Raw genomic sequence first — 21,374 nt, 5'->3', positions numbered from 1 at the left:
GGAGCGAGCCTGCTCGCGATAGCGGAACATCAGTCAACATTTAAATCGACTGGACTGCCGCCATCGCGAGCAGGCTCGCTCCTACAGGGGAGGTGGTGCATGAGCTATCATTGCGTTTTTCTCATTCAAAGACTGATTGCCATGACTTCCCCAACCGACACCTTGCTCAATGCCCTCGAACACTGCGGAATGGTTGAGATCGACGGCCTGCATGCCTTCGAATTCGCCCTCGACGAGTTCGATAATCTGCACATTGAATGCATGGATGGCCGTGCGGCCAAACACTGGGAGTTCACCCCCGCGCAGGTCCAGGCCGCGACCTTCGATGCCCCGCTGCAAAGCTGGTTGATCACCGGTGACTCGGGTGAACACCGTTTGGTGTGCCTGGGCGATGTCGTCAGCGGTGACAACGAAGATGACGACCAAGGCGATGCGTAACCTCTGGCCACTGTTGATGGCTGGCAGTATCGGTGCGATGGGGATTCAGGCTGCATCCGCCGACGACTATCAACTGCTGGTGGGCTCCTACACCGCCGGTCAAAGCCAGGGCATCTACCGCCTGGCTTTCGACAGCAGCACCGGGCAGATCGATGCCAGCCCTCTGCAAGTGATCAAAAGCGAAAACCCGTCGTGGCTGACCCTGTCGAAGGACCAGCGACACCTGTTCGTGGTCAACGAAAACGGTCCGGGCCAGACCGATCCGGTAGGGCGCGTCAGCAGTTACGCGATCGATCCCAAAAGCCATGCGCTGAGCCTGATCAGCCAGGTACAAAGCCTGGGCAACGAGCCGACCCATTCCCGCCTCAGCACCGATGGCAGCCATTTGTTTGTCAGCAATTACTCGGTGGCCGAGGACCCGGGCGGCACCCTCGCGGTGATGCCGGTGGCGGCCGATGGCACGCTCAAACCGGTGGTGCAGATGAGCAGCCACCCGGCGAGCCGGGTCAACCCCGAGCGTCAGGCCTCGGCTCACGTGCATTCGGCCATCCCGTCACCGGATGGCCAATACGTGTTCGCCAATGACCTGGGCGCCGACAAGGTGTTTGCCTACCGCTTCGACCCCAAGGCCAACCCGGAGCTGCCGTTGACCCCGGCCACCCCGGCATTCGTGCAGCTGCCGCCGGGCAGCGGGCCGCGTCACTTGCTGTTCAGCGCCGGTGGTAAACACGCTTGGCTGACCCTGGAAATGAGCGCGCAAGTGGCGGTGTTCGATTACCACGACGGCCAACTCAAACAGACGCAGATCGTCGATCTGGCTGCCGGGCAACCGGTCTCGGACAAGGCTGCGGCGGCGTTGCATGCCTCGGCTGACGGCAGGTTCCTCTACGTCAGCAACCGTGGCACGGCCAATCAACTGTTGGTGTTTGCCATCGACCCGGCCACCGGCCACCTCCGTGAGCTGCAACGCCGGGCGGTGGAGGGCGATCATCCGCGGGAATTCAGCCTCGATCCGAGTGGCAAATTCCTGTTGATCGCCAATCAGAAGAGCAACCAGATTGTCGTCGTCGAACGCGACGCCAAGACCGGTCTGCTGGGCAAGACCGTGCAAAAGCTGCCAATGGACGCCCCGAGCGACCTCAGGTTTCTGCTGCGTCAATAAGCCGCAGGCCCCGGTTGATGGGGCCTGTCCGCTTTTATCAATGACGCTGATATCTGGTACTGCTACAAAGCATTTCAAGGCACGAACCCTCGAGGGTTAAGTTTGCTTCACGGCCCCACCGGGCAAGCAAGCCAACTGAATCCGAGGAATACCGCCATGAACTTCAACATCTTCTCTGTCATCGCCGCTTCCGCCATTTCCGCCACCGTTGCGCTGCCAGCCAGTGCCAACGTTGAAATCAGCGACAAAAAAGCCCACACCCAGAGCTACACCCAGAAGTACCTGCAACAGAGCGCCAACTTCTACGCCGCGCTGGATCACAAAACCCAGGCCTGAATGCCCATCCCTGCCTTTATGCAGGAGCGAAGTCACTGATGATCGAAGACCCTGATGTTGAAACACGGGTGTTGAAAACGATCAGAGTGATGTCGCTCCTGCATAACGCATTTGCGACAGCATCATTTTGCCATCAATGTCGCACTTGATATCACATTGCCATGCGTTTAAATTGACGCTGATTTTTTGACTCCTCCTCACGGCAAGGATCGGTAGCATGGTGACGCGTCTGGCATTGGTAGTTCTTTTTCTCTACTCAACCCCCATTCTGTCGGCGGTCGACCCTGTTCCGAGTGAACCGGACGCTGCCCGCGAACGCTTGATGAGTTTTATTGAAGACTGAAATAGATTGGCTTAATGATCAATGAAGCTGATGGTCACTATGGATAACCCTGAGTGGTTACCCAGGCTTTTTTGATCGATTCTGTGGGTATTGAAACATGCCTGCGGAGAACATCATGGCCAGCGCAATTCTCACTTCTGCCAAACACGGCGCCTATGTGGCGATCGGTCTTTACCTTGCCATGGTGCTGGTGGTCAGTCTTTCAGCCCAGTCGCAAGTCACCTTCGAAGCACCGATCCAGGTCGCTCATCCCGGCATTCAGTTTGAATACCGTGCGCAAAACGCCGGCGTTGATCAGGCTGAACTCGCGGGAGTCGTCGGCGCATGAAAGGGCACAGACTCTGGGTCATCGCCTTCCTGGCGTTCATGACCAACGGATCCTCCCTGTTGGGGATCGGCCAAGGTTCGGCGGGCTCGGTGGCGCGGGCCATCGAAGCCAATCACAACATCGCGCGCAGCATCGAAAACGCCAAGGCCCAGGGGATGTTGGCCGGCAATCCGCCGGTCAGGACTGAAGGGGTGGTTTTCGGGCCGTTCCAGGTGGATTGCTCGGCGATCGGGATGTGTGGGGTGTTGGCGTAAGTGCCTGGCCTATTTCTTCATGATTGAAGTAAAGAGTTCCGACTCCAGAAACCGCTGCAACCAATCCTGCAACCGTCGATACGGTGTCTGCGCGAACCATTCGCGGTCGACGTGGGCGAACTGGCGCACGAAGGGCATCAACGCTACATCGGCCAGGCTTGGATGATCGGCCAGCAAGTAGTCGCGTCCCTCCAGCAAATCATCCAGCCTTTGCAAAAACACCTCACCCTCGCCGCGATAAACCTCCATCGGCTGCTCGGGATAACGCTCGGCGTACTTGTAGCGATTCAAGTGCACTTTGAACACCTGATCGTTGTGTTCGATCAGGGGGGCGATTTGTGCCGCAGCAGCAGGATCAGCCTTGAGCAACCAGTCCTGCGGATCGTTCTGTGCCAGGGCCCAGCGCATGATGTCGAGGCTTTCGTCGATCACCCTGTCATCGGCGCTCAGCACCGGCACCGTGCCTTTGCCCGACAGCGCGAGCATTTCGGCGGGCTTGGCTTTCAGGCTGACTTCGACGATGTTCACGGCCACGCCCGAATAACGCAGGGCCATGCGTGCGCGCATGGCGTATGGGCAGCGGCGGAAGGAATACAGGGTGTTCATTTCACCTCCAGGGTACTCAGGCCGTTGCCCTGACGTTGGACCTGAATCTGCACCGGAATCCGTTCATGCATTTCCTGTACGTGGGAAATCACCGCGACCTTGCGCCCTTGGGCCTGCAAACCGTCGAGGGCGTCCATGGCCAGTTGCAGGGATTCCGGATCGAGGCTGCCGAAGCCTTCGTCGATGAACAGCGACTCGATTTTCAACGTGCTCGACGCCATCGACGCCAAGCCCAGGGCCAGCGCCAGCGAGACCAGGAAGGTCTCGCCGCCGGACAGCGAATGCACCGAGCGCAGTTCGTCGCCCATTTCGGTGTCCATCACCAGCAAGCCGAGCATGCTGCCGCCGCGCTTGAGGCGATAGCGGCGCACCAGTTGGCGCAATTGCACGTTGGCGTGATGCACCAGCAGGTCGAGGTTGTAGGCCTGGGCGATCTTGCGGAAGGTGTCGCCGGTGGCGGAGCCGATCAACGCGTTCAGGCGTGCCCAGCGTTGGTACTCGTTGTAGGCATCGGCGATCTGCTGCGCCAGGGCCTGATTGGCGTTTTGCCGGCGCTGATCCTCGGCCTGCTCGGCGCGCAGTTCGGCGCAGTGTTGCTCGCTGGTGGCGGCGAGGTTTTGCAGGTCGACCAGCGCACTGGCCAGTTGTTCGGCATCGAGGTTGCCGTTGTGTTGCGCCTGGTGATCGAGCAAACGCTTGTCGCGCTCCTGCACCAGCACATTGGCCTGTTCGATGGCTTTTTCGCTGTGCTGCAAGCGCTGGCGCAGTTCGCTGACCTGGGCATCGTCGACGCGCAGCAAGTCTTCGAGGCCGCCGTCATCCAGTTCGGGATGGCGAGCCCGCCAGTCGCCGATCTTGCCGGCGAGCTCACGTTCTTCGCCTTGCAGTGCGTGCAAGCGCTCCTGCTGGGCCTTGAGCTCGGCGGCGATTTGCACTGATTGCGTGTGGACGTTTTGCAGGGCCTGGCCGGTCGTGGCTTCGGCGCTGCGCGCCTGTTCCACGGCCTGTTCCAGTTGCTGCTGCCAGTGCTCGGCGCTGCTGTGCTCGCCGAGCAATTGCCCGAGTGTGTGCTGGCTCGCCTGTTGCTGCTCGGCCAGCTCGGTGAACTGCTGTTCGGCGGTCTGCAATTGCTGCACGCGGCTTTGCTGGCGGTCCTGTTCCTTCTCCAGGTTTTGCTGGCGCTGTTGCTGCTCGGTCAGTTCTTCCTTTTGTTGCTCGAGTTGCGCCAGGCGCTCGGCGATCTGCCGGTCGAGTTGCATGAAGGTCGCGGCCGGTTCGACGCGCAGCGCTTGCAGGGTTTCGGCTGGGAGCAGGCTGGCGAATGCCTTGAGTTCTTCGTCCAGGCGCTGGCGGTCGTTGTCCAGTTCGCGCTGTTGATTGCTCAGGTGCTGGGCCGCTTGCTGGTGTGCGGTTTCGGCATGGCGCAGTTGCTGGGTCAGGCGTGCGGCATCCTGTTGCAGGGTGAGCAGCGCGCTCTGCCGTTGCTCGTCCTGGCTGATGCTCTGGTTGAGCTGGCTGTTTTGCTGGATAAGCCAGGCGTCGCGTTTGGCGGCATCCTGGTTCAGCAGTTGGGTCGCCAGTGGGTGAGCTTCCAGGCTCGGGGCGAGGGCCTGCTGCTGGGTCGCCAGTTGCTCCTGCTGTTGCAGCAGTTCCTTTTGCTGGGCGATCAGCCCGCCGACTTCGGCGCGCAGGTCGGTGAGCTTTTCCTTGAGCAGGTCGACGGCCTTTTGCGCGTTGGCCTGTTCGCTTTCATCAAAACGACCGAGGCTTTGCAGCAGGGCTTCGGGCTGATGATAGGGATGCTCGTTGCTGCCGCAGACCGGGCAAGGCTGATCGTCCTGCAACTGCGCTCGCAGTTCTTCGACACTGGCACTGCGCGCCAGGCGCTGGCGTTCCAGCAGTTCGCGCGTGACGTTGAGGGTCTGTTCGGCAACGCTCAGCTCAGCCTTGGCCTTGACCCCGTCCTGGGTCAGGCGTTCACGTTCCTGCTGCGCGGTGAGCTGGCGTTGTTGCAGTTCGGCGCCGCGCTTGTCCAGGTCCTGCTGGCTGGCCCACAGGCGCGCCAGGTCTTCGACGGCGCGCAGTTGCTTGCGGTTATCCTGCAACAGGCTGCCCAGGATGCCGATCTGCTCGGCGACGGCATCCGGTTCGGCGCCGGCCTCCTTGAACAGCACCTCCAGTTGTTGCTTCTGCGCGGTCAGCGCTTGTTCGGTGCTCGCGGCGTTGTGTTCGAGGCTGGCCAGTTCGGTCTGGCCCTGATTCAACCGGTTGCCGATCAACATCAACTGTTGCAGGCGATCACGGTAGGCATTCCAGGCATCGCTCAACGGTGCCAGATGAGTGCTTTGCTCCAGGCCGGTGGCGATGCGCTGCAAGTCCGCGGCGCCACGGGCTTGTTGATCGAGCAAGGTCTGGATCGTGCCCTGGCCCTGGTTGCAGGCCTGTTGCGCCTGTTGCCTGGCTTCGGCGCTGAGGGCGGTGTCCTTGGCGAGGCGGGCGAGGGTGCTTTGCGCTTCGAAGGCCTGACGCAGCAACGGCGTGCTGTCGGTTTGTCGCTGTTGGGTTTCGCTCAAGGCGATCCGGGCGCTGCTTAGTTGCTGCTCAAGCTGCGTCTGGCGCTCGCCGAGTTCGCCGTGCTGCTGCGTGTGCAAGGCAATGTGCGTTGCCAAGGGTGTCAGCAGCGCATCGACCTCGGCTTTACGGGCGAACTGGTGCCGTTGCGGGGCCAGTTGTTCGAGGCGGGTGAGCCTCAAGCGCTCACTGGAAAGGGCTTCCCAGTGGGTCTGTGCCGATTGCAGTTGTTCAGTCGCAGCCAGATGTTCGTCCTGCAAGCGACGCAGGTCCTTGAGCCAGGTGTCCTGCAGTTCAAGCTGTTTGAGTTGCGCCTGCCGGGCCTTGAGCTGCTGCTGCGCTTCGTTGAAGCGTGCATCCAGTTCCGCACGGGCTTCGGGTGACAGCGGCGTCACACCACTGGCCTGATCCTGCAGCAGCTTGTGCGCCTCGCGGGCTTCCTTGGTCTTGTCGAAGGCGCGACGACCCAGGCGCGTGTAGAGCGCCGTGTCGGTGAGTTTTTCCAGCAGTTCGCTGCGGTCGTTGTCGTCAGCCTTGAGGAACGCGCTGAACTCGCTTTGCGCCAACATCACCGCGCGGGTGAACTGTTCGAAATTCAGGCCTAGCGCGGCTTCGAGCTGAGTCTTGTATTCGCCTTTCTGGCTGGCGAGCAATTGATCCTGATCGATGTCGCGCAAACTCTGGCGGCTGGCCTGTAGCTTGCCGGCGGCCTTGTCCCGGGCACGATTGGCCTCCCAGCGGGCGCGATAACGACGGCCGTCGACACCGACGAAATCCACTTCCGCATAGCCTTCACCCGTGCCGCGACGCAGCAGGGTGCGCGGGTCGCCGGTAGCGATTTCGCCGTCGGCGTCCGGCACCTTGGCGTCGCGGCCGGTATTATTCAGGCGCGGTACGGCGCCAAACAGTGCCAGGCACAGGGCATCGAGCAGGGTGCTTTTGCCGGCGCCGGTGGGGCCGGTGATGGCGAACAGTCCGGCACTGGCCAGGGGTTCGGCGGTGAAGTCGATTTCAAACGGCCCGGCCAGCGAGGCGAGGTTTTTCAGGCGGATCGCGAGGATTTTCATGGTTGTTCGCTCTCCATCTGCACGTCCTGCAACAGCTCGGCAAAGTCCTTGAGGGTCTGCTCGTCGACCTCGCTGCCATAGTTGTCCTGCCAGGCGCGGCTGAACAGTTCCTGAGGCGTGAGCTGGTCCAGTTCGATCAGCGTGCTGCCTTCGTCGGCACCGTCACGGCCGCCGTTGCCGGCGTACTCGGCGGCGATGCGCACCAGGCGCACGGCCTTGCCTTGCAGGGCGGTTTCCACTTGATTGCGCAGGTCGGGCTGCGGCTCGTCGAGGCGCACCCGCACCTCCAGCCATGGCTGGCGCTGGATCTCGGCCAACAGGTCGATGTTCGGCAGATCCGCCAGTTGCAGCAGGATCTCGCTCAATGGCGCCGGGCCGATGCGTTGCAGGTTGACCGCGCGGGGGATCAGTTTCGGTTCGACGCTAACCAGGGTTTCGCCGTCGAGCTTGATGTCGAGAATCTGGTGCTGATAGCTGATCTCGGAGAACGACAGCGGGATCGGCGAGCCGCTGTAGCGGATGCGTTCTTCGCCATTGACCTTCTGCGGCTTGTGCAAGTGACCGAGGGCGACGTAGCTGATGCTCGGCCCGAACAGGCTGGCGGGCAGGGCTTCGGCATTGCCGATGATCAGGCTGCGCTCGGAGTCTTCCGACACCGAACCGCCGGCCATGTGCGCGTGGCTGATGGCGATCAATGCCTGCCCCGGCTGGCGCTTGGCGTTGGCCGCTTCGATCAGCCACTCGTGCACCTGACCGATCCCGCGCAGGTAGTTGTCACCCAAATGCGCGCCGGTGACTTCCGCCGGGCGCAGGAACGGCAGCGCCAGGCACCAGCCCGCGACTTCACCACTGGCATCGGGCAAGGGCAGCAACAGGCGCTCGGCATCCAGTTGCCCGTCGTCCAGCCACAGCACACGACCAAGCGCATGAGTGCGTAAGCGCCGCATCAAGGGTGCGGGCAGTTCGATCCGCGAGCCGGAGTCGTGGTTGCCGGCGATCATCACGATGGTCAGCAACGGCTGCTGTTCGTGGGCGCTGACGATAAAGTCGTAGAGGCGTTCCTGGGCTTTGACCGGCGGATTGACCGTGTCGAAGATATCGCCAGCGATCAACAGCACATCCGGTTGATCCAGTTTCAGCTGGCGCAACAGCCACTCGAGAAAGCAGCCGTGCTCGAAATCGCGATCCTGGCCGTGCAGGTTCTGCCCGAGGTGCCAGTCGGAGGTGTGAAACAGACGCATGAGCAATTCCATACAGAAGCAGCGCCAGAGTCAGTTACTGACGCTGCTTTTAGATTATTTGGGATAAAGCGGCGGCAACCCACTGTCACCGACCGGGTCCTGCACCCGTTCGGCCATCGGGATCGCCTTGATCGCCCGCCACAACTCGTCACCTTGCCAGTACTGGCCGGTTTCGCTGTACAGCGCGCCGTTCAGGCCGTCGAGGGCGTTGGACAGTGGCACGAAGCGGGCGGCCATGTCGGCCAGGGTTTCCGGTTGTTGGCGGGCCCAGGCGTCGAGGGCCTGGCGGGTGGCGTGGGAATCGTTGGCCTGGCACGCGCGCTTGAGGTCGTCGAGTACGGTGCGCGGGCTCGGGCCGGTTTGAGCGACTCGCGCCACCGCCGGTTGCCAGCGGCCACGCCACCAGAGACCGAAGCCGAGCAGGGTGGTGCAGGCCAGGATCAGGGTGCTGAGTTTCCAGCGCCAGATTGCTTCGCTGTCGGTGCCGGCATCGACCGGTGAGGCACCGGCGGGGGTGTCGACCATCAGGCTCGGGTTGGCCGTCACGTGCAGTGTGCGAGCCGGCAGGCTGCTGTGTTCCAGATGGTCTTCAAAGGTGTTCCACCAGACCACGTCGACGGTGGGCAATTCGATGGCGCCGGTCCGTGTCGGCACCAGGGCCTCGCGGTCTTCGCGGCTGCCGACCAGGCCGCGTTCGCTGTTCTGGTTGCCGAGCACCGGTTGATCCGGGTAACGACGCAGACCACCGACATCGGTGCCGGGCAGCGGTGGCAGTTGGGTGCTGGACAAGCCTTCGGCTTTTACCGTCAGGCTGCGGGTCAGTGAATCACCGACCTGAGTGTGATCCGGCTCCGGGTTCCAGCTTTCGCTCAGGGTCAGGCTGCGCGCTGGCAGCCAGGGGGCATCGGCCGGATAGGTGATGGGCTTGGCCTTGACCGTCAACAACAGTTCGGCCGAAGTGACGCGCATCAGCTTGCCGGCTTTCGGTCCCTGGGCGGCGTCCTGTACCGGTTGCGGGTCGACCAGCGCGGCGTTGAAGACCTGTGCCGGAATGATCAGTTCGCCACTGTGTTGCGGGTAGATCGCGTAGCGCATTTCGATCACGCCGTGGCGCTGGCCGTCGATGTCTTTTTCGTAGGTGCGCGATTCGCCCAATTGTTCGATGCGCGCGTCAGGTATCTGCAAGGGTGGCAGGCTGCTGTCGTCGTACAGCGATACCGAATGGTAGATGCGCAGGGTCAGAACCGCCTGGGCCTGTACGTACACGCTGGTTTGATCGAGGCTGGCATCAATGAACACCGCGGCACGCTTGTCCGGGATGTCCGGTGTTTCGCTCTCGACCACTTGCAGGGTGATCGGCTGGCTCTGCAGTTCACCCAGTTGCAGTGACGGAATCACCACGCTGCCGTTTTGCCGGGGCAAAAGGGTGACGATCCAGCGAGTAGTGGCCTGGTTTTCACCGCTCAGGGTGTTCAGCTGGTTGACCTGGCGTGTGCCGCGTACTTCGAACAAAGGCTCAAGCGCTGCCAGGTCAGGTTTGCCGAACTGGGTGACATCACTTGATTCCAGGGTCAGCTCGACCGTCTCGCCCGAGCTCAGGCGACTGCGATCAACACTGGCGACCAGTTCTGCTGCCTGTGCCTGAACCGTGCAGAACAACAGGCCATGCAGCAGCGCGAGCAATAAAACGGTGAAGCGGGTCATCGAGTTTCTTCCTGATCCTGATGTTGTTGCTGTTCGTACCAGAATTTGCGCCTGAGCAGTTCACCGGGGTCATCCGGGATCTGTCGCAGCCACTGCTCCAGTGCCTGGCGCTGTTCACCTTCGATGCTGTCGGTGGCCGGGCGCAAGGGCGGTGTGGTGTGTTGTTCGTCACCCAGTTCGCTGCCCGGTACCTCGTTGGTCCCCGGTTTCGGCGGTCTGGTGGCGGGTTGCTCCTCACCCGGGCGGGGCGGTTGCCCCTCGGTTTTCGGTTCGCCGCTGCTCGAGGGCTGGGCGGCGGCACCGGGCGGCGGCTCCCGGGATTCGGCTTCGGTCCGGGCGTTGCTGGCGTCTGGCTCAGGAGGGGGTGGCGTGTTTTTCTCCTTGAGCAGACGTTCGACCAGCGCCTTGTTGGTCAGTGCCGGACGCAGATCCGGTTGACGCTCCAGTGCCTGCTCGTAAGCGTCCAGGGCAGCCTCCAGTTCACCGCTTTTGGCCAGGGCATTGCCTCGATTGTAGTGGGCGTGGGCATCGTCGCCTTCGGCAAACCGCTCGGCGGCGCCCGTGTAGTCGCCGGCCTCATAGAGCGCCACGCCTTGCCACTGATGGTTTTCGAAACGTCGCGAGGCCTGGGCGGGGCGCTTTTGCTTGAGTAAATGCAGGCCTTGTTGATCAGGGCGCAGCCAAAGGTCCGCGAGGTCGAAGGCGTAGCTCGGTTGAGGCAGCGCCAATAGCAGTGGCAGGCACAGCAGCCAACCGCGACGTCCCGCGCAGGCCGCGAGCAGCAACAGTGGCAGCAGCAGCCAGTAACCCTGATCGGCCCAGGTGTCCAGGCGCAAGGTCTGACCGTCGTTGCGCAAGTGGCGTGGACCGTCGAGCAGGCCAAGGGCGTGCAGGTCGCTATCGTCCAGGCGTGCCTGGCGATAGCGCCCATCCAGGTCACTGGCAAAATTTTTCAAGCCGGGCTCGTCGAGGCGCGGCACGAGGATTGCGCCTTGTTCGTCCTTGAGGAAGCTGCCGTCCTCTTGGGTGATCGGCGAGCCTTCGGCGGTGCCGATGCCGAGCATCAGCAATTGAGTCGATTTGCCGATCAGCGCGCGACGGATGCCCAGCCGCTCCTGGTCGGTCAGGGACGAACCGATCAGCAGGATCCGGCCGTCGCCCAAAGCAGCCTGATCGAGCAGCGAGAGGGCCTTGAGCACCGCCAGATCGGCGCGATGACCGGCCTCCGGCATCAACGACGGTTTCAGCGCATCCAGCAGATTGCGGCTGGTGGAAAGATCATCTGACAGCGGTACAAGCGTGTGGGCACTGCCGGCGTAGACGACGATGGCGGTTTGCGCGTCGCTGCGAATCTGCAGCAGATCAAGCAGCTTGCGTCGTGCCTGTTCGAGTCGGTTGGGCGTGACGTCGGTGGCGAGCATTTCCGGGGTCAGCTCGAGAATCACCACCAGCGGGTCGGCGGGCTTTTGACTGGTCTGCTCGACACGCTGCCAGCTCGGACCCAACAAGGCGAGCACGGTCAACAGCCACGCCAGACCGAGGGCGATCCAGGGTAATTTACTGTCGCGACCACTGCCACCGCTGAGCAGTGCTGCGTGAAAGGCCGGTGGCAGGATCATCTGCCAGCGCCCGGCGCGCTTCTTGCGATGCCAGAGTTGCCAGAGCAGCCAGCCAAGCACCGGCAGCAACAACAGCCACCAGGGGCGGAACCAGTAAGGCCACAGCGCACTCATCGGCGCCTCCGCAGGCGCAGGCGTTTGAGCCGCTGGCGCCAGTCGGGCAGCAATTGCGTCTGCAAAAACAGATCCTTGGTAAGCAAGCGTTGCAACGGGTTGTCCGGCCAGAGTACGGGGGCCAGCAGCAGCATGCTCAACCACAGCGCCAGGGCCAGTGGCCAGTGATACAAGGCTTGGGCCGGGCGGGCCTGGGTCGGTTGCTGGGCCACGGGCTCGAGTTGGTCAAGGGTGTCCTTGATCGATTGCAGTTCGTTGCCATCGTGGGCGCGGAAATACTGGCCGCCGGTGGCTTCGGCGATGGCTTTGAGGGACGGCTCGTCAAGGTCCAGGCTCGGATTGACACCGAGCAAGCCCACGGAGCCGCTTTGCTCCGGATCGGCACCGATGCCGATCGGGTAGATTTTCACGCCTTCCCTGGCCGCCAGCCGTGCAGCGGTGAGCGGATCGATTTCACCGCCATTGTTGGCGCCGTCGGTGACCAGGATCAGCACGCGGCTGGTTGCCGGGCGCGAGCGCAGGCGCTTGAGGGCCAGGCCGATGGCATCGCCGATGGCGGTGTTTTTGCCGGCAATACCGATGCGTGCTTCGTCGAGCCAGACGCGTACGGTATGGCGGTCGAAAGTCAACGGGGCTTGCAGGTAGGCCTGGCTACCGAACAGGATCAGGCCGACCCGGTCACCTTCGCGGCTTTCGAGGAAATCGCCGAGCAAGTGCTGGACCAGCGCCAGTCGACTCACTTCTTCGTCCTGCCACTGCATGTCAGGGAAGTCCATGGAACCGGAAACGTCCACCGCCACCAGCAAGTCACGGCCGCTGGCGGCAATCGGCAAGGGTTCGCCGAGCCACTGTGGGCGCGCCGCCGCGAGCAACAGCAACAGCCACAGCAGTATGAAGGGTGCCTGCTGGCGCCATGCCGGCAGGTTGGCCCGGGCGCGACGCCCGGCGAGGCCTTCCAGATCGCTGAGGAAGCTGACCTTGAGCGCCGGTTCGCCACTGTCGGCCACCGGCAATACGATGCGCATCAGCCACGGCAGCGGCAACAGGGCGAAGATCCACGGCCAGGCGAACTCAAACATGCTTGCGAATCCATGTGTCGACGGCCTGGGTCAGGCCGGCGATGGCCTTGTCGTCGAGTTTGCATTCGGGTTTGTAGGCGCCTTCGACCAGCACCATCCAGCGGGTCAGCCCGGCTGCCGGACACCGATTGTCGAGGAATGCCAGCCACTTGCGGCCGTTGAGGGTGTGGCTCTGGCTGTAGGGGTAGTGGTTGCGGCACAGGCGCTTGAGTAAACCGTTGAGTTGCTGCAGCCAGGCACCGGCCGGCGCACCGTCGTAGGGTTTGGGCATCAAGGCCAGCTCGGCCAGGGCGGCCAGGCGCACCGGGTCCAGCGGCTGTTCGGCGCGTACCACCGGGCGTTTGCGTGGAATGAAGTGCCGCAGCTTCCACAGGCCAAAACCGATCAGTGGCACCAACAGAAGCAGCAGCCACCAACCCGGTGCCGGAGGCCAGAACTCCACCGGTGGCGGGGATATCAGTGGTTGCAGTTGGTCAAGGCTGCTCATCGACCTTTCCCCGCATTCTGTGGGTTCAGGTATTCGCGCAATTGCTCGACCATCTCGCTCTGGGTGCTCAGGGGCATCATCAGCACCCGCAGTTTTTGCGCGAGCAGCTCCCAGCGAGCGATGCGTGCTTCGGCCTGGGCCCGGTAGGTCTGGCGCAGGTCGAAATTCAGCGTGTCGAGCTCCAGTTGCGCACCGCGCTCGGCGAAACGTAAAAGGCCGGCGGCGGGCAGGGCATGATCCAGCGGATCGGACAGCGGCAGCAGCAACAGGTCGCAATGGCGCGATAACAGGCTCAGCTGTTGCTCGGCACTGTCCGACAGGGCGCGTTCATCGCAAATCACGATCACCAGACTGCCCGGGCGTGACACTTCCCGGGCGCGGCGCAGGGCGATACCGAAGGCGTCGCGGTCCGGTTCGCCTTCGGTGGTCAGCGACTGGTTGACCCGCACCAGCCGGTTGAGCAACTGCAGCAGGCTTTGCTTGCTGCGCCGAGGCTTGATTTCGTAATGCACATTGTCGCCATACACCAGGCCGCCGACCCGGTCGTTGTGCCCCAGGGCCGCCCAACCGATCAGGCTCGCGGCCTGGGCGGCGAGCACCGACTTGAACATCAGGCCCGAACCGAAAAACAGCCGGCGGCTTTGTTCGACCATGATGAAAATCGGCCGCTCACGTTCTTCGTGGAACAGCTTGGTGTGTGGCTCCTGGGTACGCGCAGTCACGCGCCAGTCAATGGTGCGCACATCGTCGCCGGCCTGATAGACCCGCACCTGATCGAAGTCGACGCCACGCCCGCGCAATTTGGAATGGTGCAGGCCGATCAGCGGGCTGCGTTGGCTCGGCGTGGAAAACAGCTGCACTTCGCGCACGCGATGGCGCATCTCGATCAGGTCGGCGAGGCTGACGCGGATGCCCGGCTCGGGCGGCAGGCTGGCGTTCATCGGGGTCAAGCGACGGCTACGACGTCGAGAATCCGCTGGACCACACGGTCCTGATCGATGCCAGCGGCTTCGGCTTCAAAGGAAAGTATGATGCGATGGCGCAGCACGTCGAACAGCACGGCCTGGATATCCTCGGGGCTGACGAAATCGCGTCCGGCCAGCCAGGCGTGGGCGCGGGCGCAGCGGTCCAGGGCAATCGAACCGCGGGGGCTGGCGCCGTAGGCGATCCACTCGGCCATCTCCGGATCGAACTTGGCCGGGGTGCGAGTGGCCATGACCAGCTGCACCAGGTATTCCTCCACGGCGTCGGCCATGTACAGACCGAGGATTTCCTTGCGCGCGACAAAAATCGTCTGTTGAGTCACCCGACGCTCAGGCTTCGCTTCGCCGTTGAGCGCTTCGCCACGGGCCTGTTGCAGGATCTTGCGTTCAACCGTCGCGTCCGGGAAACCGATCTTCACGTGCATCAGGAAGCGGTCGAGCTGGGCTTCCGGCAGCGGGTAGGTGCCTTCCTGCTCGATCGGGTTCTGCGTGGCCATCACCAGGAACAGCGGCGACAGCTCATAGGTGCTGCGCCCGACACTGACTTGCCGCTCGCCCATGGCTTCGAGCAAGGCTGACTGGACCTTGGCCGGGGCACGGTTGATTTCATCCGCCAACACGAGGTTGTGGAAGATCGGGCCTTGCTGGAACACGAAGCTGCCGGTTTCCGGGCGGTAGATTTCCGTGCCGGTAATGTCGGCCGGCAACAGGTCGGGGGTGAACTGGATGCGGTGGAACTGAGCTTCGATGCCTTCGGCAAGTTCTTTGATGGCCTTGGTCTTGGCCAGGCCGGGAGCCCCCTCGACCAGCATATGGCCGTCGGCGAGCAGGGCGATGAGCAAGCGCTCGATGAGCTTTTCCTGGCCGAGAATCTGCGTTGAAAGAAAGGTTCGCAGCGCCAGCAGCGCTTCACGATGTTCCATCGATGACTGTTCCTGCAAAAGGGTGGCCGAGGACGTTGGAAATACGCCAGGGCTGGGGGCGTTACTTTAATCCATCGCGGGGGGCGGCGACTAACGGCATTTTGCGCAAAGTGCGGGAAATGGTTGGGGCAATTGCTGGATTTTTGTAGCAGGGGAGTGGCTGGGTGGCTGTGCCGGCCCCATCGCGAGCAGGCTCACTCCTACATTGACGGTGTACGACAATCAATTGTAGGAGCGAGCCTGCTCGCGAAGAGGCTCGTCCGGACGCTGTCAGAGCTGACTGATATAAGTCCCGGTGCCCTTGAGGATGTTCTGCAAGGTCTCTTCCACTTCAGTCAGATCCACCATGTCCGGGTCGAAGGTGATTTCCAGCACATCATCCCCATTCAGCGCATCGGCATCCGCCGCAGCAATTTCGATCTTCAGCAGGGAAGGGCTGAGGGTGACTTTCACGCCATCAAGGGTCGAAGGCTCGCCGTCGAGGGTGATTTCCAGCTCGTCTTCATCGGGGTAGCGGCTCATCAGGAACATTTCGCCCTGTTCGCTGTGGCAGCACAGCATGGCCATGTTGTCTTCTTCGTCGTCGCAAGGGTTGACGATCAAGAGGGCGGTTTTCATTTTCATGGGAAATTCCTGGCTCGACGGGCGTGGTAAACGCAGCAAAGGGCGATTCTGCCAGCCCGCGCACATTTCTGCTTGGTTGAGTGTCGATGACCGGGTCGTGGGCGGACAGAGTGTTACTGGTCATTTCTGGTACGAATGTCCCGTAAAACCGGACGGAAAACCGTCATTTTCCTGTGCAAATGCTAGTGTTGTTCGATGCGCATGCCTTGAGCTGCGTTCCGATGACCGAATATGTCGCAGCACCGCAAGCACGGGCCTTGCCGCACTGGTTAAGCTGCGCAACGGATGAGCACCCGTAAAGACATTGCGCTGCACGCAGTCCAGTCGTTTTTGCAGATGCCCATTCACGGAAGGTGAATGTGACCTGAGTGTCTCGTCCAGCTTCACCCACCTGTCACCCTGTTTCCTCTGCCCGAGAATCAGGAACCGGGTGACGGCTAGCTTTGAAACGTAGCCCCGAAAGGGGTTTCGCGCGACGCTTCCATCAATAACAAGCCCAAGCGGAGTACCACAGATGGCGTTCTTCACCGCAGCCAGCAAAGCCGACTTCCAGCACCAACTGCAAGCGGCACTGGCGCAGCACATCAGTGAACAGGCACTGCCACAAGTGGCGCTGTTCGCTGAACAATTCTTCGGCATCATTTCCCTTGACGAGCTGACCCAGCGTCGGTTGTCCGACCTTGCTGGTTGCACCCTTTCTGCATGGCGCCTGCTTGAGCGCTTCGATCACGCGCAGCCGCAAGTGCGCGTCTACAACCCCGATTACGAACGCCACGGCTGGCAGTCGACCCACACCGCGGTCGAAGTGCTGCACCACGACCTGCCTTTCCTGGTGGACTCGGTGCGTACCGAGCTGAACCGCCGCGGCTACAGCATCCATACCCTGCAAACCACCGTGCTGAGCGTGCGTCGTGGCAGCAAGGGCGAGTTGCTGGAAATCCTGCCTAAAGGCACCCAGGGCGACGACATTCAGCAAGAGTCGCTGATGTACCTGGAAATTGACCGCTGCGCCAACACCGCCGAACTCAATGTGCTGAGCAAAGAGCTGGAGCAGGTGCTCGGTGAAGTCCGCGTGGCCGTCGGTGATTTCGAGCCGATGAAGGCCAAGGTCCAGGACATCCTGACCATGCTGGACAACAGCCGGTTCGCCGTCGATGGCGATGAGAAGAGCGAAATAAAGAGCTTCCTGGGATGGCTGGTGGGTAACCACTTCACCTTCCTCGGCTACGAAGAGTTTGTGGTCAGCGATGAAGCCGATGGCGGCCACATTGTTTATGACAAGGACTCCTTCCTTGGCCTGACCAAGCTGCTGCGTACCGGTCTGACCTACGATGACCTGCGTATCGAAGACTACGCCGTGAACTACCTGCGCGAACCGACCCTGCTGTCGTTCGCCAAGGCTTCGCACCCAAGCCGTGTCCACCGTCCGGCTTACCCGGATTTCGTGTCGATCCGCGAAATCGACGCCGACGGCAAGGTCATCAAGGAATGCCGTTTCATGGGCCTGTACACCTCGTCGGTGTATGGCGAGAGCGTGCGGGTCATCCCGTACATCCGCCGCAAGGTCGAGGAAATCGAACGCCGCTCCGGCTTCCAGGCCAAGGCTCACCTGGGCAAGGAACTGGCACAGGTGCTCGAAGTGCTGCCGCGCGACGATCTGTTCCAGACCCCGGTGGACGAGCTGTTCAGCACCGTGATGTCGATCGTGCAGATCCAGGAACGCAACAAGATTCGCGTGTTCCTGCGCAAAGATCCGTACGGTCGTTTCTGCTACTGCCTGGCCTACGTGCCGCGCGACATCTATTCCACCGAAGTGCGCCAGAAGATCCAGCAAGTGCTGATGGATCGCCTGAAAGCGACCGATTGCGAGTTCTGGACCTTCTTCTCCGAGTCCGTGCTGGCCCGCGTGCAACTGATCCTGCGCGTCGACCCGAAAAACCGCCTCGACATCGACCCGCTGCTGCTGGAAAAAGAAGTGGTGCAGGCCTGCCGCAGCTGGCAGGACGACTACGCCGCCCTGACTGTTGAAAGCTTCGGTGAAGCCCATGGCACCAACGTGCTGGCCGACTTCCCGAAAGGCTTCCCGGCCGGTTACCGCGAGCGTTTCGCAGCGCATTCGGCTGTGGTCGATATGCAGCATCTGCTGAGCCTGAACGAAAAAAATCCGCTGGTGATGAGCTTCTACCAGCCGCTGGGCCAGGTGTCCGGCCAGCGCATGCTGCACTGCAAGCTGTACCACGCCGATACCCCGCTGGCGCTGTCCGACGTGCTGCCGATCCTGGAAAACCTCGGCCTGCGCGTGCTGGGTGAGTTCCCGTACCGCCTGCGCCACAACAGTGGCCGCGAGTTCTGGATTCACGACTTCGCGTTCACTGCCGCCGAAGGCCTGGAACTCGACATCCAGCAACTCAACGACACGCTGCAGGACGCCTTTGTCCACATCGTGCGTGGCGAAGCCGAGAACGACGCGTTCAACCGTCTGGTGCTGACCGCCGGCCTGCCATGGCGCGACGTTGCGCTGCTGCGTGCCTACGCCCGCTACATGAAGCAGATTCGTCTGGGCTTCGACCTGGGCTACATCGCCAGCACCCTGAACAACCACACCGACATCGCTCGCGAGCTGACCCGGTTGTTCAAGACCCGTTTCTACCTGGCGCGCAAGCTGACCGGCGACGATCTGGATGACAAGCAGCAACGCCTGGAACACGCGATCCTCAGCGCCCTGGACGACGTCCAGGTACTGAACGAAGACCGCATCCTGCGTCGCTACCTGGACCTGATCAAGGCCACCCTGCGCACCAACTTCTACCAGACCGACGCCAACGGCCATAACAAGTCGTATTTCAGCTTCAAGTTCAACCCGCACTTGATTCCTGAACTGCCGAAGCCGGTTCCGAAGTTCGAAATCTTCGTTTACTCGCCGCGCGTCGAAGGCGTACACCTGCGCTTCGGCAACGTGGCTCGCGGAGGCCTGCGTTGGTCCGACCGTGAAGAAGACTTCCGTACCGAAGTCCTGGGCCTGGTAAAAGCCCAGCAAGTGAAGAACTCGGTGATCGTGCCGGTGGGTGCGAAGGGCGGCTTCCTGCCGCGTCGCCTGCCACTGGGCGGCAGCCGTGACGAGATCGCGGCCGAGGGCATCGCCTGCTACCGCATCTTCATTTCGGGCTTGTTGGACATCACCGACAACCTGAAAGACGGCGCCCTGGTGCCGCCGGCCAACGTCGTGCGTCATGACCACGATGACCCGTACCTGGTGGTGGCCGCGGACAAGGGCACTGCGACCTTCTCCGACATCGCCAACGGCATCGCCATCGACTACGGCTTCTGGCTGGGTGACGCGTTTGCGTCCGGTGGTTCGGCCGGTTACGACCACAAGAAAATGGGCATCACCGCCAAGGGCGCGTGGGTTGGCGTACAGCGCCACTTCCGCGAGCGCGGCATCAATGTCCAGGAAGACAGCATCACCGTGGTGGGCGTCGGCGACATGGCCGGCGACGTGTTCGGTAACGGCTTGCTGATGTCCGACAAGCTGCAACTGGTCGCAGCGTTCAACCACCTGCACATCTTCATCGACCCGAACCCTGAACCCGCCAGCAGCTTCGCCGAGCGTCAGCGCCTGTTCGACCTGCCACGTTCGGCCTGGTCGGACTACGACACCAGCCTGATGTCCGAAGGTGGCGGCATTTTCTCCCGTAGCGCGAAGAGCATTGCGATTTCCCCGCAAATGCAGGAACGCTTCGACATCAAGGCCGACAAGCTGACACCGACCGAACTGCTCAATGCCTTGCTCAAGGCTCCAGTGGATCTGCTGTGGAACGGCGGTATCGGTACTTACGTCAAGGCCAGCACTGAAAGCCACGCCGATGTCGGCGACAAGGCCAACGATGCGCTGCGCGTGAACGGCAACGAACTGCGCTGCAAAGTCGTGGGCGAGGGCGGTAACCTGGGCATGACCCAACTGGGTCGCGTCGAGTTCGGCCTCAATGGCGGCGGTTCCAACACCGACTTCATCGACAACGCCGGTGGCGTGGATTGCTCCGACCACGAAGTGAACATCAAGATCCTGCTGAACGAAGTGGTTCAGGCCGGCGACATGACCGACAAGCAACGTAATGAGTTGCTGGCGAGCATGACCGACGAAGTCGGTGGTCTGGTGCTGGGCAACAACTACAAGCAGACTCAGGCCCTGTCTCTGGCAGCCCGCCGTGCATTGCCGCGGATTGCCGAATACAAGCGCCTGATGAACGATCTGGAAGGCCGCGGCAAGCTGGATCGCGCCATCGAGTTCCTGCCGGCTGAAGAAGCCATCAACGAGCGCATTGCCGAAGGCCATGGCCTGACCCGTGCCGAGCTGTCGGTGCTGATCTCCTACAGCAAGATCGACCTCAAGGAGCAGTTGCTGGGCTCCCTGGTGCCGGACGACGACTACCTGACCCGCGACATGGAAACCGCTTTCCCGCCAACCCTGGTGAGCAAGTTCTCCGCGGCGATGCGTCGTCACCGCCTGAAGCGCGAAATCGTCAGCACCCAGATCGCCAACGATCTGGTCAACCACATGGGCATCACCTTCGTTCAACGACTCAAAGAGTCGACCGGCATGAGCCCGGCGAACGTGGCCGGCGCTTATGTGATCGTGCGTGACATTTTCCATCTCCCGCACTGGTTCCGTCAGATCGAGAACCTGGACTACCAGGTCTCCGCCGACGTGCAACTGGAGCTGATGGACGAGCTGATGCGTCTGGGGCGTCGCGCGACGCGCTGGTTCCTGCGTGCCCGTCGCAATGAGCAGAATGCTGCCCGCGATGTCGCCCACTTCGGTCCGCACCTGAAGGAGTTGGGTCTGAAGCTTGACGAGTTGCTCAGTGGCGAGATCCGTGAAACCTGGCAGAGCCGTTATCAGGCTTACGTCGAAGCCGGTGTTCCGGAGCTTCTGGCGCGTATGGTGGCTGGTACCTCGCACCTGTATACCCTGCTGCCGATCATCGAGGCTTCCGACGTGACTGGCCAGGACCCGGCTGAGGTGGCCAAGGCTTACTTCGCCGTGGGCAGCGCGCTGGACATCACCTGGTACATCCAACAGATCAGCGCTCTGCCGGTTGAAAACAACTGGCAGGCCCTGGCCCGTGAAGCGTTCCGCGATGACGTCGACTGGCAGCAACGCGCGATCACCATCTCGGTCCTGCAACAGGGCGACGGCACCCAGGACGTGGAAACACGGCTCTCCCTGTGGATGGCGCAGCACGAAAGCATGATCGAACGCTGGCGCGTCATGCTGGTGGAAATCCGTGCCGCCAGCGGCACCGACTACGCCATGTACGCGGTGGCCAACCGCGAACTGCTGGACCTGGCGTTGAGCGGTCAAGCGGTAGTGCCTGCCGCAGTCGCCGCCGAGCTGGAACCGGCGGCCTGATAGGCGCTGGATGAAAAAACCCGCATCGAGAGATGCGGGTTTTTTTTGACCTGGGTTTTGTGGTGGCTGACCGGGCCCCATCGCG

17 protein-coding genes are annotated in these 21,374 nt (G+C 62.1%); 7 read left to right on the top strand and 10 right to left on the bottom strand.

Annotated features, from left to right (window positions below):
- Positions 1–99 precede the first annotated feature (99 nt).
- From BSF44_RS18920 to BSF44_RS18900, 6 genes are all read left to right on the top strand, one after another.
- Entirely contained in the window at positions 100–438 is a 339-nt protein-coding gene (locus tag BSF44_RS18920) for a DUF5629 family protein (RefSeq protein ID WP_095944809.1), read from the top strand.
- Entirely contained in the window at positions 431–1,600 is a 1,170-nt protein-coding gene (locus BSF44_RS18915; RefSeq protein ID WP_095944819.1) for a lactonase family protein, read from the top strand. Before BSF44_RS18920 ends, BSF44_RS18915 begins: the two co-directional genes overlap by 8 nt.
- 156 nt (positions 1,601–1,756) lie before the next feature.
- Positions 1,757–1,936 carry a hypothetical protein gene (locus BSF44_RS18910; protein ID WP_007979950.1) on the top strand — a complete coding sequence of 60 codons (180 nt, stop codon included), beginning with the start codon at positions 1,757–1,759 and terminating at the stop codon, positions 1,934–1,936.
- A 217-nt stretch (positions 1,937–2,153) separates the two neighbouring features.
- On the top strand, positions 2,154–2,279 hold the full coding sequence (locus BSF44_RS30785; protein WP_256589114.1) for a hypothetical protein: 126 nt from the start codon (positions 2,154–2,156) through the stop codon (positions 2,277–2,279).
- A gap of 115 nt (positions 2,280–2,394) precedes the next feature.
- Positions 2,395–2,607, top strand: coding sequence for a hypothetical protein (locus BSF44_RS18905; protein ID WP_095944808.1), 213 nt, complete (start codon positions 2,395–2,397; stop codon positions 2,605–2,607).
- Positions 2,604–2,861: a hypothetical protein gene (locus tag BSF44_RS18900; protein WP_095944807.1), complete on the top strand. Its 258-nt coding sequence runs from the start codon at positions 2,604–2,606 to the stop codon at positions 2,859–2,861. The genes BSF44_RS18905 and BSF44_RS18900 overlap by 4 nt, the downstream gene beginning before the upstream one ends.
- A gap of 9 nt (positions 2,862–2,870) precedes the next feature.
- Here the strand turns inward: BSF44_RS18900 and BSF44_RS18895 are convergent, their stop codons facing one another.
- The 10 genes from BSF44_RS18895 to BSF44_RS18850 form a co-directional block, all read right to left on the bottom strand.
- Positions 2,871–3,467, bottom strand: a complete 597-nt coding sequence (locus tag BSF44_RS18895) for a glutathione S-transferase (RefSeq protein ID WP_095944806.1) — start codon at positions 3,465–3,467, stop codon at positions 2,871–2,873.
- Positions 3,464–7,105: an AAA family ATPase gene (locus BSF44_RS18890; protein WP_095944805.1), complete on the bottom strand. Its 3,642-nt coding sequence runs from the start codon at positions 7,103–7,105 to the stop codon at positions 3,464–3,466. Before BSF44_RS18890 ends, BSF44_RS18895 begins: the two co-directional genes overlap by 4 nt.
- Complete coding sequence (locus BSF44_RS18885; protein WP_095944804.1) at positions 7,102–8,346, bottom strand: exonuclease SbcCD subunit D C-terminal domain-containing protein; 1,245 nt, start codon at positions 8,344–8,346, stop codon at positions 7,102–7,104. The genes BSF44_RS18890 and BSF44_RS18885 overlap by 4 nt, the downstream gene beginning before the upstream one ends.
- A gap of 54 nt (positions 8,347–8,400) precedes the next feature.
- Entirely contained in the window at positions 8,401–10,050 is a 1,650-nt protein-coding gene (locus BSF44_RS18880; protein WP_095944803.1) for a BatD family protein, read from the bottom strand.
- Complete coding sequence (locus BSF44_RS18875; RefSeq protein ID WP_095944802.1) at positions 10,047–11,783, bottom strand: tetratricopeptide repeat protein; 1,737 nt, start codon at positions 11,781–11,783, stop codon at positions 10,047–10,049. Before BSF44_RS18875 ends, BSF44_RS18880 begins: the two co-directional genes overlap by 4 nt.
- Positions 11,780–12,862: a VWA domain-containing protein gene (locus tag BSF44_RS18870; protein WP_095944801.1), complete on the bottom strand. Its 1,083-nt coding sequence runs from the start codon at positions 12,860–12,862 to the stop codon at positions 11,780–11,782. The genes BSF44_RS18875 and BSF44_RS18870 overlap by 4 nt, the downstream gene beginning before the upstream one ends.
- A complete protein-coding gene (locus tag BSF44_RS18865) occupies positions 12,855–13,349 on the bottom strand; it encodes a DUF4381 domain-containing protein (RefSeq protein ID WP_095944800.1) in 495 nt (164 codons plus the stop codon). Before BSF44_RS18865 ends, BSF44_RS18870 begins: the two co-directional genes overlap by 8 nt.
- Positions 13,346–14,290 carry a DUF58 domain-containing protein gene (locus BSF44_RS18860; RefSeq protein ID WP_095944799.1) on the bottom strand — a complete coding sequence of 315 codons (945 nt, stop codon included), beginning with the start codon at positions 14,288–14,290 and terminating at the stop codon, positions 13,346–13,348. The genes BSF44_RS18865 and BSF44_RS18860 overlap by 4 nt, the downstream gene beginning before the upstream one ends.
- Positions 14,291–14,295: 5 nt before the next feature.
- A complete protein-coding gene (locus BSF44_RS18855; RefSeq protein WP_008049510.1) occupies positions 14,296–15,255 on the bottom strand; it encodes a MoxR family ATPase in 960 nt (319 codons plus the stop codon).
- Between the two features lie 270 nt (positions 15,256–15,525).
- On the bottom strand, positions 15,526–15,879 hold the full coding sequence (locus BSF44_RS18850) for a hypothetical protein (protein WP_095944798.1): 354 nt from the start codon (positions 15,877–15,879) through the stop codon (positions 15,526–15,528).
- Positions 15,880–16,393: 514 nt separating this feature from the next.
- Here BSF44_RS18850 and BSF44_RS18845 point away from each other — a divergent pair.
- The gene (locus BSF44_RS18845; RefSeq protein ID WP_095944797.1) at positions 16,394–21,289 is read left to right on the top strand and encodes an NAD-glutamate dehydrogenase; all 4,896 of its coding nucleotides are present in this window, start codon (positions 16,394–16,396) and stop codon (positions 21,287–21,289) included.
- Positions 21,290–21,374: the final 85 nt, after the last annotated feature.

The organism is Pseudomonas sp. ACN8 (genome assembly GCF_002303925.1).
In the GTDB taxonomy this organism is placed as follows: domain Bacteria; phylum Pseudomonadota; class Gammaproteobacteria; order Pseudomonadales; family Pseudomonadaceae; genus Aquipseudomonas.
This window is presented reverse-complemented; position numbering and strand designations above follow the sequence as displayed.